Genomic DNA, 16,559 nt, shown 5'->3' with positions numbered 1-16,559 from the left:
GCGCGCGGCTACTCACAGGTATGACAACTTCTGGCGACCTCAGACGCCCTGACTCGTCACCAAGTGAGCATGCGGACGAGCCGGGTCCGGACGGCGCCCTCGCGCCACCAGCACACCGCCCACCAGAGCGAGCACCCCTCCTGCCGCGGCCGCGCCCACGGGAGCGGTCGTGCCGAGCAGGGCGAGCTGCCTGCTGTCCGCGGAGGCGAGATCGACCTGCCGGCGCTGCGTCGCGGGCGTGAACGCGATCCGCTCGCTCTCCAGGAGGACCACCGCGTCCTTGTCCGCCCCCGGCGCGCGCAGGGTCTTCTTCGGCCCGATGGCCGCGTAGATGATGCGGCCGGTGCGCCGGTCCACGACCAGTTCGATCCCGCTGTTGGCGTACCACTCCTCGGCGAGTATCTGCGGGGTCCTCGGTTTCCCGACCAGCCGTCCCGGTACCTGGCGCACCCCCGTCCTGGTCGGCGGCACGGTGCCGGTGAAACGGTAGCCCGCGTACCCCTGCACCTTCTTGCTTCCGGCGAAGCGGAGTTGCACCACCCCGCCGAGCGTGCTGTCCCACCAGCGGTACGAGCGCCGCTCCACATCGAAGGGGAACTTCAGGTACGCCTCTCCGTCGAAGACCGGCGTCTCCTGGCAGCAGTGCACCGGCTCATTGCTGGAGCGGTCCGTCACCCAGCGCTCCAGCGTCCACTGCAAGGAGTCCCGTGTGTCGGAAGCGGGCAGGGTGCTGTCGCTGTCGACGGAGGTGGACAGGTCCCAGACCGCGTAACCGCTCTTCTCGCTGTCGGCCACGTCACCCCGCACCTGACGGGTCACCGTGATGGTCCTGCCGTGCACGGTCTTCACCTTGGAGGTGTCGAAGTAGCTCCCGGTCCCCGTGAAGACCGTGGTGGTGTCGACATCGATGGGTGTGCGCTTGGCCTGCGGCTGGACGTACCACGCCAGAAGGGGGGCCAGGACGAGCAGGAAGACGCCTGCTCCCAGCAGGAACAGGGACGACGGTGCAGCGGTACGGCGCATCCGGGCACTCCTGAGTCGAAGAACTTCGTCTGGAGACGCACGGACCCGGGCCGGTCAGCCCTCAAGCGCCACGACAGTAGGCGGCTACTTGACGGAATGTCAATGTACTGTCAACACTGTGCGTTCAGCCGGTGGGGCCGGCTGCCGGGGTGGGGATCGTCTCCAGCGAGGAGCTGACCCGACTATGCGCAGACTGTTCGCAGCCGTGGCCACCGCAGGGATCGCCGCTGTGCTGGCCGTGGGCACGGCCTTCGGGATCGTGGCATTGCTCGACGCCACCCCCGACCAGCCGAACGTCCCGTTGATCAGCTACGACACCGCACAGCCGTCCCGATGACGCGCCCCGCCTGGCGCGAGGTGCCACAGCCGCAGGTCGAGCAGTTCGCAGCCCTCGCCCTGGCCGGTGCCGGCGACCTGGCTCAGGAGATCCTCCGCGAGATACGCCACGAGTACCCGCATCTCAAGCTCGTGGAGGACGAGTCCGGCGAACCCATGGCGCTCGTCGGGATCCATCGCGCCATCGAAGGCTTCGTCCACAACCTCACGTCGGGGACCGGCAAGCCACGCGTGCCGACCGAGGTCTTCCAGGAGTTCGGCCGGGGCGAAGGCGTGAGCGGGCGCAGCCTCGACTCGCTCCAGGCCATCTACCGGCTCGGTGTCCGGCTCGCCTGGCGTCGGTTCGCCGAAATCGGTCAGCAGGTCGACATCGCCGCCCCTGCCATGTATGAACTCGCAGAATCAGGATTCGAATATCTGGACGGGCTGGTGGAACAGTCGGTCCGGGGCTACGCCGAGTCCGCGGCCCGCCGGGCGAGCGAACGTCTGCGTCTTCAGAGGCAGCTGATCGACCTCCTGCTCGTGGAACACCGCACCGACCCGGTCGGCACACTGGCCGAGCGGGCTGCCCGTATCGGCTGGGAGCTTCCCGCGACCATCGCCGTGGGTGTGCTCGTGCGGCCCGCGAGGGAGGCCGTCGCGCCGGCCGTGGGCCAGGGCATCCTTCTCGACATGGAGAGCGAGCAGCCCCGCATCGTCATCCCTGAGCCGGACACCGCGGGCCGCTCGGACATGCTGCGCCGGGCCACGGCCGGCTGGTCCGGTGCCATAGGCCCGCCGGTCCCGCTGGCAGCCGCTGCGAAGTCGCTGCGCTGGGCCGAGGCGGCGGTCCAGCTGATCGAGGACGACCTGCTGCCCGGCGGTGAGGTCCTGCACTGTACCGAGCGCACCGAAGAACTGGTGCTGCTGCCGTCGGAGGAGCTGATCGACGCGGTGGCGCGGCGCTGCCTGGCACCGCTGGAGGGCGCAGGCCCCGTGCAGGCGCGGCGCCTGGCCGAGACGCTCCTCGCCTGGATCGAGACCTCGGGCGGGGCGCCCGAGGTGGCGCACCGCCTGGGGGTCCACCCGCAGACCGCGCGCTACCGGCTGCGCCAGATCCGGGAGCTGTGGGGGGATGTCATCGACGACCCCGACCGACGCTTCGAGATGCTGCTCGTGTTGCGCGCCCAGAGGCTGCGGGGCGGGCTCTCGGACGTGACGGGAGCGCTGTAGCCGGGCGGCGTGAGGACGTACCGCGGAGCGATCGGGCAGCCGTGGCTGAGGCACGGTCAGTGCGCCCAAGTGTGTGGTGACAGGCCAAACCTCCCCTCGGCGTGGCGTGCCGTCCAACGGGTGACTATCCGTCGCTTCTCACTCCATGGGCCCAAGACGTCCCTCGAATGCCGGTCTCTCGAGTGGTGCGCGGGCTGAATCGGGCTGACGGTGAATCATGTCGCCCCTGCGATCCGATGAGCCGATGAAGTGTCGGTCTCCGCAGTCGCGGCGAAAGGAATGTGCATCCATGCGCTCTGCCCGCACCCTCCTCGCGTCGGCCGCAGTCACCGCGGTCCTTGCGATTACGACTCCGGCCGCATACGCCATCGCCTCCGCCGATGACTGGGAGAAGGACAGCTCCTCCTCCAGCAGCCACGACTACGAGAAGAAGGACGAAGAGAAGGACTACGAGAAGAAGGACGAAGAGAAGGACTACGAGAAGAAGGACGAAGAGAAGAAGGACGAAGAGAAGGACTACGGCAAGAAGGACGAAGAGAAGGACTACGAGAAGAAGGACGAAGAGAAGGACTACGGCAAGAAGGACGAAGAGAAGGACTACGAGAAGAAGGACGACCACGGGGACAAGAAGGACTACGACAAGAAGGACTGGGACAAGAAGGACGACCACGACAAGGACTACGGGGACAAGAAGGACGACCACGACAAGCCGAACGGTGGCGGCCACTACGGCGGCGGTGCCCTTGCCGGCCTCGTGACCAAGGACTACGACGACGACAAGAAGGACGACCACGGGGACAAGAAGGACTACGACAAGAAGGACGACCACGGGGACAAGAAGGACTACGACAAGAAGGACTGGGACAAGAAGGACGACCACGACAAGGACTACGGGGACAAGAAGGACGACCACGACAAGGACTACGGGGACAAGAAGGACGACCACGACAAGGACTACGGGGACAAGAAGGACGACCACGACAAGCCGAACGGTGGCGGCGACTACGGCGGCGGTGCCCTTGCCGGCGTTGTGACCAAGGACTACGACGACGACAAGAAGGACGACCACGGCGACAAGAAGGACTACGACAAGTCCTGGAAGGACGACAAGAAGGACGAGGACAAGGACTACGGCAAGTCCTGGAAGGACAAGAAGGACGACCACGACAAGGACTACGGGGACAAGAAGGACGACCACGACAAGCCGAACGGTGGCGGCGACTACGGCGGCGGTGGCACTGCCCTCTCCGGCAGTGGCATGGCAGCAGGCTCGGCGCTCCTCATCGGCGGTCTCGGTGTAGGCGCCTACCGGATGCGCCGTCGCTCGGGCGCTTCGGCGGCCTGATCGGATCCGTCCACCATCAGTCCGATTCCTGTCGCGGCCGCCGCCCTCACGGGCGGTGGCCGCGGCCATTGGCATTTGCGCCCCAGTCGGTTCGCCCGCCCGCGCCCCTCACCCGAAAGGCACGCTCGCATGGCCGCTCAGCAGCCGCCCGCCACACCGCCCGTCACCCGTTCCATCGGCCGCGCCCTGCTGTGGCCCGCTGCAGCGGTCGGGCTGGGCTTTCTCCTTGTCTTCAACTCCCTCAACCCCTCCGGACAGGTCAAGCCTCCGGCCGCCGCGGCCGCCGCCTCCGTCGCACCTGCCCCCGCCGGACCCACGAGTGCCGCGCCCAGCGCATCGCCCACGCTGTTGCTGCCGCGGTCCGTGCCGAAGCGGATCCTGATCCCGGAGATCGACGTCGACGCTCCCTTCACCCAGCTGTCCATCGGCAAGTCCGGGGCGCTGGACGCACCACCCGAGAACGACAGCAACCTCGCCGGCTGGTTCAAAGGGGGCGTCACCCCCGGTGAGCGCGGCACCGCGATCGTCGCCGGCCACGTGGACACCAAGACCGGACCGGCCGTGTTCCTCGAACTCAGCTCTCTCAAGCCGGGAAGCACGATGGACATCGCCCGCACGGACGGCACCGTCGCCACGTTCAAGGTCGACTCCGTGGAGACGTTCGAAAAGAAGAACTTCCCCAACGAGCGCGTGTACGCAGACACCGCTTCTCCGCAACTGCGTGTGCTCACCTGTGGCGGCTCGTACGACAAGAAGAACGGCTACACGGACAACGTGGTGGTGTTCGCCCATCTCGACAAGGTCAAGCGGGCCGGAGTCTGACACTCGGTCGACGGGCCGACGCCGTGCCCCGGCCGCCGTCAGGCGGTCCGGGGCGCGCCCTCTGACCGACGTGGTGTGTGCGGTGCCCATGCCGGCCGCCATGCCGAGCGCCGGTTCAGCGCGATGGTCCGGCCGCCCGGCCGACCGACTCCACGAGCGGCAGCAGCCGGTGCGGCACCCGCTCACGCAGCGCCATCTCCGTGCGGGTACGCACCACGCCGGGCAGATTGATCAGCCGCTGGATGACGTCCTCGAGATGCCCGTTGTCCCGCGCGGCGACCCGGGTCAGCAGATCCCCGCCGCCCGTGATCGAGAACGCCTCGATGATCTCGGGCACCGCCGCCAGTGCGTCGCCCACCTCGTCCAAGTGGCCCTGGGTCACCTCGATATGGACGAAGGCGAGCACCGGATGCCCGAGTGCGGCGGGGGAGAGATACGGGCCCGTGCCCGTGATCACCCCCTCACGCTCCATCCGGTCGATCCTGGCCTGGAGTGTGCCGCGGGCGATGCCGAGTATCCGGGCGTACTCGCGCACGCTGGTGCGCGGCTGTTCGATCAGCAGTCGCAGAATGCGGGTGTCGAGCGCGTCCACTGCCATGGTCAGGCGGCCTTCCCTGGTCCCGATGAGCTGTCTTCGACTGTACCGATGGCACAGTTGCTGTGCCCCCGGTCAGCCACTGGCCTCGCCATCGTTTCGCTCGCCGAGCCGTTGAGGCGGGACCGTCCCGAGGATGCGATCGGGAGGCGGGATCGGGCCAGGACCGGACGGGTCGAGCTGCTGTGGTCCGTTGGTCCTCTCCTGGTCCTGATCCGCAGCCTCCTGCTGTACCAATGGCACAGCAGGATCCGTCCCGGTTGAGCCACTGACCGGAAGGATGCTTTCCTCTTCGGAGACAGGCGCTGCGCAGCGCCGGACCGGCGACGGAGCCGGACCGGACCCGCGGCGCCTTTGCCATGTCGTGGGGAGCGCCGCACGGCGCATCGATCAGAAGGAGGCGGGGCGACCGTCGTGTGGAGTGTGACCGGCGTGAAGAAGATGTTCAGCGCGCCCGACCCGGGCCGCCTGCGCCTGCGGGTGTCGGCGCGCGCCGTACTCGGGGTCGGCCTCGCCGTGGCCGCTGCCGAGCTGGCCGGGCTCTCCCTGATCGCGTCCGTCACGGGCGGCCTCGCGGCCCTTCTGGCACTGTTCACCGTGGGCGACCCCACCGTGCGCCGCCAGGCCGGCACCACCGCACTGCTTCCCGCCGTGGGCTTTCCCGTGCTCGCCGTCGCCACCGCCCTCCACGGGCAGCCGCTGTTGCGCGCCGCCGCCTGGCTGGCCGTGATCTTCTGCGGTGTCTACGCCAGGCGCTGGGGCCCACGCGGGCACGCGCTCGGGATCTTCGCGTTCATGATGTTCTTCGTCACCCAGTTCCTGCAGGCGCTGCCGGCCCAGCTGCCGGAGCTGTACGCCTCGGTGGCGCTCGCCCTGGCGGCCTCATCGGCCGTCCGCTTCGGTCTGTGGTGCATCGAGCGCCGTACGCCGCCGCCCGCGCAGCCTGCCCCGCTGCCGGGACGCGGACTGGCCAGGCTCACCACCCGGCAGGCCTTCCAGGCGACGGCGGCCTGCGCCGTGGCACTGGCCGTTGGGCAGCTGGTCTCTCCCGAGCGCTGGTACTGGGCCGTGGGAACGGCGTGGTGGATCTTCGTCAACACCGCGTCGCGCGGCGAGACGCTCGTGCGCGGCTTCCGGCGTGTCCTCGGCACGGTCACCGGCATCGCCGCCGGCCTGCTGATCGCGATTCCCGTCGCGGGCGCCCCCGCCCCGACCGCCGTGCTCGTCGCGGTGTGTGTTTTCGGGATCTTCTACACGGCGGCCCCCTCGTACAGCTGGATGATGTTCTTCGTGACCGTCATGGCCGGGCTGCTCTACGGCCTGCTGGGTGTGCTCCACCCCGGGCTGCTCCTGCTGCGCTTCCAGGAGACCGCGGTCGGTGCACTGGGCGCCGCTCTCGGCGTCGCGCTGATCCTGCCCGTCACCACGCATGCCGCGACCGACGCCTGGATCCGGCGCGCGGTGAGCTGTGTGCACGGCTGTACCACCGCGGCGGCCCGGCGGCTCGCCGGGGACGAGAGCGCGGACCCCGCACCCCTCGCGGCCGAACTGGAGCTGCTGCTGGGCCGGGTACGCCTCTCGCTCGCACCCCTGGTCCACCCGCTCAGCCCGCTGCGGGCCCGCAAGGCGCGCGCCCGGCAGGTCATTGCGCTGCTCGACGACTGCGCGCGCGAGGTGCGCGGGCTGGCCGGTGTCGCCGCGGACCCGCAGGCCTCGCACGATGCCCGCCTCGCGGCGGCGTGCGCCCGGGTGGAAGCGGCCGTGCACGCCCTCGTGCCGCCGAGCCCGGTGACCGCCACGACGGTGGTGGAGGTCGTCCCCGTGTCCGTCCCACGGCATCACCCCGGCGCGGAGGCGGCCTTGAGCCACCTGCACGGGCTGGAGAGGGCGCTCGCCGGGCTGGATGCGCCCCTTCGCACTCCTCCGCGAGCCCCTCTGGTGCCTGCCTGACCAGCGACATGCGCAGAACGTGGCGTATGAGGTGGTTTTACTCTGCATACAGAGGGTGGATCTGCCTGCGCGAAGGGTAGCCACAGCGGCATCCTGTTTGTCCCCCAGGACCTCAGAGGTGCGGCATCATGCGGAAGTCCCTGCTTCGAGCCCTTCGCCGGGCGCTGACCCCGAGCCCAGCGTCCGATCGGGTCGCGGACGGGTCCGTGCCCGCTGCCCGGTGCCCCGCCGGCCATGCCCCGGCGGACCGTGCGCCGGAAGCCGTCCCCTACCCCGCTCTGCACACCGCGACGGCGGACCCCGAGCGGCTGCGGGCAGAAGCGGAGGAGTTCATCCGGCTGCACCACACCGAGAACCCCGCGGCGGGGGACCCGCAGGTCCGGACGGCCGCCGTACTGGCCGAGATCGAGGCGACCGGCACCTACGTCCACACTCCCGCCGAACTCGCCCACGGCGCCCGCGTCGCCTGGCGCAACAGCAACCGCTGCATAGGCCGCCTGTACTGGCGCTCGCTGCACGTGCGCGACCGGCGGCACATATCCGACGCCGACGGCGTGGCGGCCGAAGCCGTCGGGCATCTGCGCCAGGCCACCAACGGCGGCCGGATCCGCCCTTTGATCACGGTCTTCGCACCGGACGCCCCCGACCACCCCGGCCCCCGCATCTGGAACGAACAGCTGGTCCGCTACGCGGGCTACGCCGGCGGCCCCGGTACGGGCACCGAGCCCGGGTCCGTCGTCGGCGACCCGCGCAACGCCGGACTCACCGACCTCGCCCTCCGGCTCGGCTGGCCGGGCGGGCCCGGTACCCCCTTCGATCTGCTGCCTCTGGTCATCGAGGACGGCGACGGCAAGCCGCGGCTGTTCGAGCTGCCGCCCGATTCCGTCATGGAAGTGGAGCTGCAGCACCCGGAGGAGAGCTGGTGCGAAGGCCTCGGGCTGCGATGGCACGCCGTGCCCGCCATCGCCAACATGTGCCTGGAGATCGGGGGTGTCTGCTATCCGGCAGCCCCGTTCAACGGCTGGTACATGGGCACCGAGATCGGAGCCCGCAACCTTGCCGACACCGACCGCTACGACCTGCTGCCCCGTGTCGCCGAACACCTCGGCCTCGACACGGCGAGCGACCGTTCCTTGTGGAAGGACCGCGCGCTGGTGGAGCTGAACCGTGCGGTGCTGCACTCCTTCGACCGTGCAGGCGTCACGGTCACCGACCACCACACCGAATCGCGCCGCTTCCTGACTCATATCGACCGGGAGGGAAGGTACGGCCGCGGCGTGGGGGCGGACTGGTCGTGGATCGTGCCGCCGATCTCGGGCTCGGCGACCCCCGTCTTCCACCGGACGTACGACATTGCCGAGTCGCGTCCGGCCTACGTCCACCACCCCGAGGCGGCTGCCCGCGCCCGCGGCGAGTTCGACCTGTGATCCAATTTGGTCTAGACCGCCTGCTACCGTCGGGCTTCGTGCGCGCGCACGTGACGCGGGCGGCGAAGGGGAGGACGCTGTGGGCGACAGAGGTACGGGGCGGGCCTTCATCGGATCGTTCACCTCGGCGGGCGGGCGGGGGATCGTCGCGGCCGAGGTGGATCCACGGACGGGAGCACTGACCGAGACCGGGGCCGGCGATGCCGTCCCCGACCCGTCGTGTCTCGCCGCCGGGCCCACGGAGGACGGCCCGGTCCTCTACGCGGTCTCCGAGACGGCACAGGGGACGGTGGCCGCCTACGACATCGCCGGGCCGGTACCGCGCCCGATCTGCGCACCCGTGGCCGTGTGCGGGGACGCACCGACGCATCTCGCGGTGGCCGGCGGTCACCTGCTGACCGCCAACTACGGCTCCGGCAGTGTCACCGTGCTGCCGCTCGCCGCCGACGGCACCCCGTTGCCCGCGAGCGCCGTACTGCGCCACGAGGGTACGGGCCCCGACCCGGCCCGCCAGCTCGCCCCGCACGCCCACCAGGTACTGCCCGACCCGTCGGGGCGGTGGGTGCTCAGCGTCGACCTGGGCACCGACTCGGTGCGCGTCTGCTCACTCGACGCCCAGCGGGGACAGCTGACGCTGCACGGCGAGACTGCGCTGCCGCCCGGCACCGGCCCGAGGCATCTCGCCTTCCATCCCTCCGGGCGCCACGCCTATGTGCTCGGCGAACTCGAACCGACGGTGACCCTGTGCCGCTGGGACGCGACGGCCGGGGCGCTCGAGCCGGTGGGGGAGCGGCGGCTGTTCCCGGACGGCGCCGGTGACCCCGCCTACCCTTCGGCGCCGGTCGTCTCGCACGACGGCCGCCACCTGTGGGCGGCCGTACGCGGCACCGACACCATCGCTGTCCTCGCGCTCGACGAGACCGGGGAGAAGGCGGAGACGGTCGCCTCGGTGCCCTGCGGGGGGCACTGGCCGCGTGATCTGACCCTGGACCCGGCGGGCACCCGGCTGTACGCGGCGAACGAGCGTTCGGGTGACGTCACATGGTTCGACCTCGACCCCGCCACCGGCATTCCCCACCGCGCCGGCTCGCTGGCCGTGCCCGCCGCATCCCGCGTGATCTTCGTCTGACGGCGGGGGCCGCTCGCCTGACGGCCCCGCCCGTGAACCCGCGGGTCACAGCCTTCACGGCAGTCCCCGGCCGCGGCGAGCGCCCGGGCATCCAGGCTGCGCGTGCCGGCTGTCACGTGGTCCGCACGGGTCTCCGTGTCGCTCCGCGCTGCTCGTGGTTGCTCCGCGCCGCCAGGCCGTGCCCGACAATCCCGCCTGGCGCGCGCCGCCCGGCACGCCCTCTCGCGGAGCTTGCCTGGGGGTGCCCCCAGCTGCGTTGTCGGAGTCATCCCAGTACGTCCGGTACGTGGATGACCTCCCCCGGCCTCCGGCAGGGGGAGGTCATCCACCGCCTTGCGATTGCACGCACCGGACGCCGCGCACCCCGTCCTGCGGGCGGACGGCGCCATGTGTCGGACACGCCCCTGTGTCGGGTGCGGCAGGAGTCCGCGGAGCTGCCGCGGCAGTGCGAAGGGCCCGGGCCGTATGTCCGCCGGCCGGCCCGGGCCCTTCGTACATCTGCCCCAGCAGCGTCAGCGCTGCTGGCCGCCGTGCGGCTGCGGCGCGATGCCGAGTGCCGTCGAGTACTGCGCCAGCACCAGCTTGCCGATCGCCGGGTACGCGCCCAGCGCATCGGCGGCCGCACAGCCCGCCTCCTTGGAGGCGGCGTCCAGCAGCCCATCCGGGACCTCGGGGCCGACCAGGTACGGTGCGAGCGCCAGCTGGGCCGAGCCCGAGCCGCGCAGCTGCTCGGCGATCGCGCCCACGGCGCCCTCCTGGTCGAGCGCGGCGGCCATCACCGGCACCGCCAGACGCGCGGCCAGCAGCATTCCGGTGATCCCTGCGGCCTGGACCGCCTCCTCGCCACCGACCGTGGCCAGGATGATGCCGTCGGCAGCGGTGGCCACGGTGAACAGGCGGGCACGGTCCGCGCGGGCCAGACCGGCCTCGGAGAGGCGCACATGCAGCGCCTCGGCGAGCAGCGGGTGCGGGCCGAGGACATCGGTCAGCTCGGCGGTGGCACGGCTGTCCATGACGGCCTGACGGATACGGCGCATCGTGGCGTTGTCCGGGCCGGCCAGCAGCGGCACCACGACGGCGGCGGGACCCTCGGGCTCGGCCACCTCCCGGCCTGCCGCCTTGGCGATCTCGAACCGCTCGGTGCGCCGGGCGGCGGTGTGCGCCAGCACGGACTGGAGCGTGGGGTACTCGGCATCGTCGCCGTCGAGGTAGCCGATGCCGACCTCGAGGCCGGGCAGCTCGGACCGCGCGATGCTGACAACCTCTTCGGCCAGGCTGCGCGTGGCGGGCGCGGCCGCGCCGGGCACGGCGAGCACGAGCACGGGCGCGCCCTCAGGTGCCGCCACGGGTTCCGGTCGGCGGTGCCGACCGGACTGGCGGGGTCGCGGCATTCGTACAGGCAGGCCGGGTGCCGGCCCAGTGGGGGAGCTCATGGCGCCGCATGCTACTGGTTTTGCCGGCGGGACTGTTCGGGGAGGGGGCGGTCACGTGTCATCTGTCCATATTTATCCCGTGGGTGCGGTACATCTCAGTCCGCCGGTTCTGCCGGGACGCACAGCATCGTCGGGTGCGACGGCAGCCGCAGCCCGTCCGAGGCGAGTGCGGCGGCGAGCAGCAGGGCGCCGGAGAGCGGATCCCCCGCCGCCGACACCGGCCGCGCATACGGCAGTTGGGCTGCCAGCTCGGCCCGCAGCGGGGCGAGCAGCGGCTCGCCGAGCTTCAACAGCCCGCCCGTGAGCGCGACTTCACAGCCGCCGGGCACCTCGTCCGGGGGCGGACACACGGCAGCGGCGGCCTCCGCGACATGTCCGGCCGCCCGCGCCAGAATGCCGGCGGACACCGCATCCTCGCCCGCGCACCCCGCGACCTCGGGGGCGAACGAGGCGAGCATCGCGGGCCGGTCGGTGCGTGGATACAGCAGCCCCGGCAGCCGAGCCGCCGGCCCGAACACCGACTCCATCCGGGCCAGCAGCGCCGGCGAGCCGCCCCGCCGCCCGTCGTGGGCACGCAACGCCGCCTCCAGACCCGCCCGGCCGATCCACGCGCCGCCGCCGCAGTCGCCCAGCAGATGGCCCCAGCCGTCGGCACGGTGCCAGACAGCCAGATCCGTCCCCAGGGCGACCATGCCGGTGCCCGCGGCGACCACGGCACCCGGAGACTGGCCGAGAGCGCCCGCGTACGCCGTCACTGCGTCGGCGGCGAGGCCCAGACGCCGGACCCCGAGCGCACCACGCAGCGCGCCGGGCAACTCGGCCCGCAAGCCGGCACCGAGCGTCGCCATACCCGCGGCGCCGATCACCATCGCAGCCGGTGCGTCCTTCCCCGTACCCGCGCGCTCCAGCAGGCCGCGCGCCATCGGCAGCAGTTCCTCGAGCAGGTGCCCGGCGTCGATCCCACCAGGGCCCGTACGCACCGGCGTACGCGACACGACGGTCTCGACGCGCTGCGGGTCCTTCGCGTCGGCGAGTGCCACCCGCAGGCCGGAGCCGCCCGAATCGACCCCGAGCACCCAGCTCATGGAAGCCGCCAGTCGACCGGCTCGGCGCCCTGGCGCAACAGCAGGTCATTGGCGCGGCTGAACGGGCGCGAGCCGAAGAAGCCGCGGTCCGCGGACATGGGGGAGGGGTGCGCGGATTCGATCGCCGGCAGATCGCCGAGCAGCGGCCGCAGATTGCGGGCATCGCGGCCCCACAGCACGGACACCAGAGGTTTGCCCCGGGCGACCAGCGCCCGGATCGCCTGCTCCGTGACCTCCTCCCACCCCTTGCCACGGTGCCCGCCGGTCTTGCGGGGCGCCGTCGTGAGCGCCCTGTTGAGGAGCAGCACGCCCTGTCTGGCCCAGGGGGTGAGATCCCCGTTGGCGGGACGGGGATGCCCCAGATCCGCGTTCATCTCCCGGAAGATGTTGTCCAGGCTCGGCGGCCACGGACGCACCTCGGGCCCGACCGAGAAACTCAGCCCCACGGCATGCCCTGGTGTGGGGTAGGGGTCCTGCCCCACGATCAGGACACGCACCTCGTCGAACGGCTGCTGGAACGCGCGCAGCACATGAGGTCCGGCCGGCAGATAGGTGCGGCCCGCGGCGATCTCCGCACGCAGGAAGTCGCCCATCGCTGCGATGCGTTCGGCCACGGGAGCCAGGGCTTCGGCCCATCCGGGCTCGACAATTTCTTTCAATGGTCGTGGTGCCACGGTGCGTCACTCTACTGGTGCACGGGGGCGCTCCCGGACCGTCCGTGTTCAGCGCATCACGGCAGCCCGTACGCACAGTACGTCCGGCAGATGAGAGGCGAGCTGCTGCCAGCTGTCCCCGTCGTCCGCGCTCGCGTACACCTCGCCGTTGCGATTGCCGAAGTACACGCCTGCCGGGTCCGCGTCGTCCGTGCACATGGCGTCCCGCAGCACCGTCCCGAAATGGTCGCCCTCGGGCAGCCCGTGCGACAGCGCCTCCCAGCTGCCTCCCGCGTCCGTGGTGCGGTAGACGCGGCAGCGGCGCCCGGCCGGGACTCGGTCCGCGTCCGCCGTGATCGGGAAGACGTACGCCGTGTTCGTGCGGTGCGGATGGGCGGCCACCGCGAAGCCGAAGTCGGACGGCAGGCCCTCCCCGATGTCCGTCCAGTTCGCTCCCGCGTCGTCGCTGCGGTACACGCCCCAGTGGTTCTGCAGGTAGAGCCGGTCCAGATCGCCCGCATCCTGCGCGATCTTGTGGACGCACTGCCCGAACTCCGGGTCGGGGTCGGGCAGGAAGACCGCCGAGACCCCGTGATTGGACGGCGCCCAGCTGGCCCCGCCGTCCCGGGAGCGGAAGACGCCGGCCGTCGAGACGGCGACAGTGACGGACTCGGGATCCCTGCGGTCCGTCACCACCGTGTGCACCGCCTCACCGCCGCCGCCCGGCACCCACTTCGAGCGGGTGGGGTGCTCCCACAGCGGCCGTACGAGTTCGAAGCTCTCGCCGCCGTCCTCGGACCGGAACAGCGCGGCGGGCTCGGTGCCTGCGTAGACCACGTCGGGTGTGGCATCGGGGCCGGGATGCAGCTGCCAGACCCGCTCCAGAGAGGCGCCGGTGTCCTTGGGGAACTTGACCGCGGGCTTCCCGGGCTCCACCCATGTCGTGCCGAGGTCGTCGGAGTGGAACACGGACGGACCCCAGTGCGCGCTGTCGCCGCCGACCAGCAGCCGGGGCACGGTCCTACGGGTGTCGATACCGATCGAATAGATGGCCTGCGCATTGAAATGCGGGCCGTCGAACTCCCATACGCCGCCGCTTCTGCGGCCGATGAAGAGCCCCTTGCGCGTGCCCACGGTGAGAAGTACGTCAGTCATGGCTTCATGCCTCCAGGACGCCGGTGTCTGGATACGGGTCAGTCTGCACCCGGCCACTGACAGCGGCCTGCGGGCAGCCTCTTGGCGCAGATCGGCCCGGCATGTCAGACCTGGCGCGCGGCCGGAATTCATCGGTTGTGGGGGAGCCGGAATTCATCGGGCGCGGGAAACCCGGGCAGGGCGGCCGCGAAACCCCGGGGCAGTCGGCCGGCACCAACGCCCCGGACCCGCCGCCGGCCCTTCGGGGTCGGCGACGTCACCCGCTGCCGGCGTCCGCGGCGGCCAGCAGGCCGGGCCAGTCCGCGATCTTGACCGAACCCCGGCCCAGCGTGCGCCCGAGCTCCGCCTCGGCCCGTTCGATGGCCAGCCAGCCCGGCCACTGCACCGGGTGGTGCCCCGCCTCGCGCAGCCGCGCCAGCGGGTCGTCGGCAACCGTGCGCAGCGCCAGTTCCGGCGCGTCGTCGAGCAGCGCCGACACGGTCTCCTTGGCACACGGGCGGTTGGTGCCGATCACACCGGTCGGGCCGCGCTTGATCCACCCGGCCACATACTCGCCGGGCGCGTGCTCGCCGTCCCGCAGCACCCGGCCCCCGGCATTCGGGACCGTGCCGTGGGGGGCGTCGAAGGGAAGTCCGGGCATGGGCACGCCCCGGTACCCCACCGCCCGCAGCACCAGCTGCGCCTCGATGTCCTCGTAGCTGCCCGTGCCCCGCACTCCGCCCTCGCCGTCGGGCGCGGTCCGTTCGAAACGCACCCCTGACACCCGGCCGTCCCGCTCCAGCAGTTCCACCGGCCGCAGGAAGAAGCGCACCCGGATCGTGCGCGGCCGTACCTGCGGCGGACGCGTGGCCCAGCCCCGTACGACCTCCAGATTGCGCCGGGCGGCCGCGGACAAGGTGGTGTCCTGTGTCGTGTACGCGGGCTCCAGGGCCAGGTCCGACTGCTCCACCCGGACATCGGCGGACGGCAGGGAGCCGAGCTCGCGCAGCTCCTTGGTGGTGAACTTGGCCTGGGCGGGGCCGCGTCGGCCCACCATGTGCACCTCGCGCACCTGGCTGGCCTCCAGTGCGCCGAGTGCGCCCTGCGGGACATCGGTCGGCCGCAGCTCGTCGGCGCCGCGCGCCAGGATCCGGGCCACGTCGACGGCCACGTTGCCGACGCCGATCACGACCGCGGAACGTGCCCCGAGAGCGAAGTCGCCGGCGACGGCATCGGGGTGGGCGCTGTACCAGGCGACGAATTCGGTCGCCGAGTGGCTGCCGGGCAGATCCTCGCCGGGAATGCCGAGCCTGCGGTCCTGGGCGGCCCCGACGCAGTAGATGACCGCGTGGTAGAGCTCGAGCAGCTCCCGGGGGCCGATGCCGTGCGCGCCCACCTCGACATTGCCGATGAACTCTATGCGCTCGTCCTCGAGTACGGAGCGCAGATTGTTCTGCAGCGACTTGATCTTCTCGTGGTCGGGCGCGACCCCGTAGCGCACCAGACCGTACGGGCAGGGGAGCCGGTCGAGGATGTGCACGCGCACCTCGGGCACCCGCAACTGCTGAGTGAGGGCCTGGGCGGCATAGACCCCGCTGGGTCCCGATCCGACGACGGCGACACGAAGCACGGCCGGCGCTCCTTCCCGAAGGGGATTCCAGCATCGCACCGGCGCGCGGCGCTGGGCAGATGCCGGGCCGTGTCGTCACGCCCACGTCGTGTCACATCTTCTGCATCCGGCCGATCTCACTCGTCTGCTGCGCGATCACCTCGTTGGCCATCTCCTCGACCAGCACGTTGTTCCCGTCCGAGAGGACTTCGACCGCCATGGTGACGGCGCCCTGGTGGTGGGTGATCATCAGCGTCAGGAAGAGCTGGTCGAAGGCCTCGCCCTTGGCCGCGCGCAACTGGGCCAGCTGGGCCTTTGTGGCCATCCCGGGCATCGCGCCATGGTCGTGCCCACCCCCTGCCTTCTCCCCACCGTTGGTTTTCAGCCAACCTTCCATCGCATCCACCTCCGGCTGCTGAGCGGCGGCGATGCGCGCCGCCAGCCGCTTGACCTGCGTGGATTCTGCGCGATCCGTCGCAAGGGCGGTCATCTCGATCGCCTGCCGATGGTGAGTGATCATCATGCGCGCGTAAGTGAAGTCGGCGGAGTTGGGGCTGTCGTCGGGGGCGGCCTTGGCCGCCTCCTCGGCGGAGAGCGTCCTGGCGGGCTCACCCGGCTTGCCCGGCGCCACCACGGCGGGGCCGGCACCCTCCTTGGCCTTGGCGTCAGAGCCGGATCCCGACTCGCAGGCCGCCAGGGCGAGTACGGCGCCGGCGACCGCGGCTGCGACGGCCGACCGGCGGACACATGGGGTCTTGCTGCGGTTCAACACGGAGACCTCCTGTGGCACTTGGGGTGTTTCGGTG

Annotated in this window: 15 protein-coding genes; 7 read left to right on the top strand and 8 right to left on the bottom strand. The window is 71.3% G+C overall.

Going from position 1 to position 16,559, the window contains the following annotated elements; translation table 11 throughout:
- Positions 1-39: 39 nt before the first annotated feature.
- Complete coding sequence (locus ABZ208_RS21355; RefSeq protein ID WP_356911035.1) at positions 40-1,023, bottom strand: DUF3068 domain-containing protein; 984 nt, start codon at positions 1,021-1,023, stop codon at positions 40-42.
- 184 nt (positions 1,024-1,207) lie between these two features.
- On the opposite strand from ABZ208_RS21355, the gene ABZ208_RS21350 reads away from it, so the two are divergent.
- The 4 genes from ABZ208_RS21350 to ABZ208_RS21335 all read left to right on the top strand — a co-directional run bounded on the left by ABZ208_RS21350 (position 1,208) and on the right by ABZ208_RS21335 (position 4,738).
- A complete protein-coding gene (locus ABZ208_RS21350; protein ID WP_356911034.1) occupies positions 1,208-1,360 on the top strand; it encodes a hypothetical protein in 153 nt (50 codons plus the stop codon).
- A complete protein-coding gene (locus tag ABZ208_RS21345) occupies positions 1,357-2,571 on the top strand; it encodes a helix-turn-helix domain-containing protein (RefSeq protein WP_356911033.1) in 1,215 nt (404 codons plus the stop codon). The genes ABZ208_RS21350 and ABZ208_RS21345 overlap by 4 nt, the downstream gene beginning before the upstream one ends.
- Positions 2,572-2,860: 289 nt before the next feature.
- Complete coding sequence (locus tag ABZ208_RS21340; protein WP_356911032.1) at positions 2,861-3,916, top strand: hypothetical protein; 1,056 nt, start codon at positions 2,861-2,863, stop codon at positions 3,914-3,916.
- Between the two features lie 129 nt (positions 3,917-4,045).
- Positions 4,046-4,738: a class F sortase gene (locus ABZ208_RS21335; protein WP_356911031.1), complete on the top strand. Its 693-nt coding sequence runs from the start codon at positions 4,046-4,048 to the stop codon at positions 4,736-4,738.
- 115 nt (positions 4,739-4,853) lie between these two features.
- Here the strand turns inward: ABZ208_RS21335 and ABZ208_RS21330 are convergent, their stop codons facing one another.
- Positions 4,854-5,336, bottom strand: coding sequence for an Lrp/AsnC family transcriptional regulator (locus tag ABZ208_RS21330; protein ID WP_356911030.1), 483 nt, complete (start codon positions 5,334-5,336; stop codon positions 4,854-4,856).
- 438 nt (positions 5,337-5,774) lie between these two features.
- Between ABZ208_RS21330 and ABZ208_RS21325 the strand changes: the two genes are divergently transcribed.
- The 3 genes from ABZ208_RS21325 (at position 5,775) to ABZ208_RS21315 (ending at position 9,839) form a co-directional block, all read left to right on the top strand.
- Entirely contained in the window at positions 5,775-7,283 is a 1,509-nt protein-coding gene (locus ABZ208_RS21325) for an FUSC family protein (RefSeq protein WP_356911109.1), read from the top strand.
- Positions 7,284-7,561: 278 nt separating this feature from the next.
- Entirely contained in the window at positions 7,562-8,710 is a 1,149-nt protein-coding gene (locus ABZ208_RS21320) for a nitric oxide synthase oxygenase (protein WP_356911108.1), read from the top strand.
- Positions 8,711-8,789: 79 nt separating this feature from the next.
- Entirely contained in the window at positions 8,790-9,839 is a 1,050-nt protein-coding gene (locus ABZ208_RS21315; RefSeq protein WP_356911029.1) for a lactonase family protein, read from the top strand.
- A gap of 512 nt (positions 9,840-10,351) precedes the next feature.
- On the opposite strand, the gene ABZ208_RS21310 is transcribed toward ABZ208_RS21315, so the two are convergent.
- From ABZ208_RS21310 to ABZ208_RS21285, 6 genes are all read right to left on the bottom strand, one after another.
- A complete protein-coding gene (locus tag ABZ208_RS21310) occupies positions 10,352-11,272 on the bottom strand; it encodes a hypothetical protein (RefSeq protein WP_356911028.1) in 921 nt (306 codons plus the stop codon).
- 95 nt (positions 11,273-11,367) lie between these two features.
- Entirely contained in the window at positions 11,368-12,357 is a 990-nt protein-coding gene (locus tag ABZ208_RS21305) for a BadF/BadG/BcrA/BcrD ATPase family protein (protein ID WP_356911027.1), read from the bottom strand.
- Complete coding sequence (locus ABZ208_RS21300; protein WP_356911026.1) at positions 12,354-13,031, bottom strand: uracil-DNA glycosylase; 678 nt, start codon at positions 13,029-13,031, stop codon at positions 12,354-12,356. Before ABZ208_RS21300 ends, ABZ208_RS21305 begins: the two co-directional genes overlap by 4 nt.
- A 48-nt stretch (positions 13,032-13,079) precedes the next feature.
- Positions 13,080-14,165 (bottom strand): exo-alpha-sialidase, encoded by a 1,086-nt coding sequence (locus ABZ208_RS21295; RefSeq protein WP_356911025.1) that lies wholly within the window; start codon positions 14,163-14,165, stop codon positions 13,080-13,082.
- Between the two features lie 256 nt (positions 14,166-14,421).
- Positions 14,422-15,774 carry an FAD-dependent oxidoreductase gene (locus ABZ208_RS21290; RefSeq protein WP_356911024.1) on the bottom strand — a complete coding sequence of 451 codons (1,353 nt, stop codon included), beginning with the start codon at positions 15,772-15,774 and terminating at the stop codon, positions 14,422-14,424.
- A gap of 91 nt (positions 15,775-15,865) precedes the next feature.
- The gene (locus ABZ208_RS21285; protein ID WP_356911023.1) at positions 15,866-16,525 is read right to left on the bottom strand and encodes a DUF305 domain-containing protein; all 660 of its coding nucleotides are present in this window, start codon (positions 16,523-16,525) and stop codon (positions 15,866-15,868) included.
- Positions 16,526-16,559: the final 34 nt, after the last annotated feature.

This window comes from Streptomyces sp. NPDC006208 (genome assembly GCF_040613775.1).
Lineage (GTDB): Bacteria > Actinomycetota > Actinomycetes > Streptomycetales > Streptomycetaceae > Streptomyces.
Note: the sequence above shows the minus strand (reverse complement) of the source record. Positions and strands in the feature narration are given on the sequence as shown.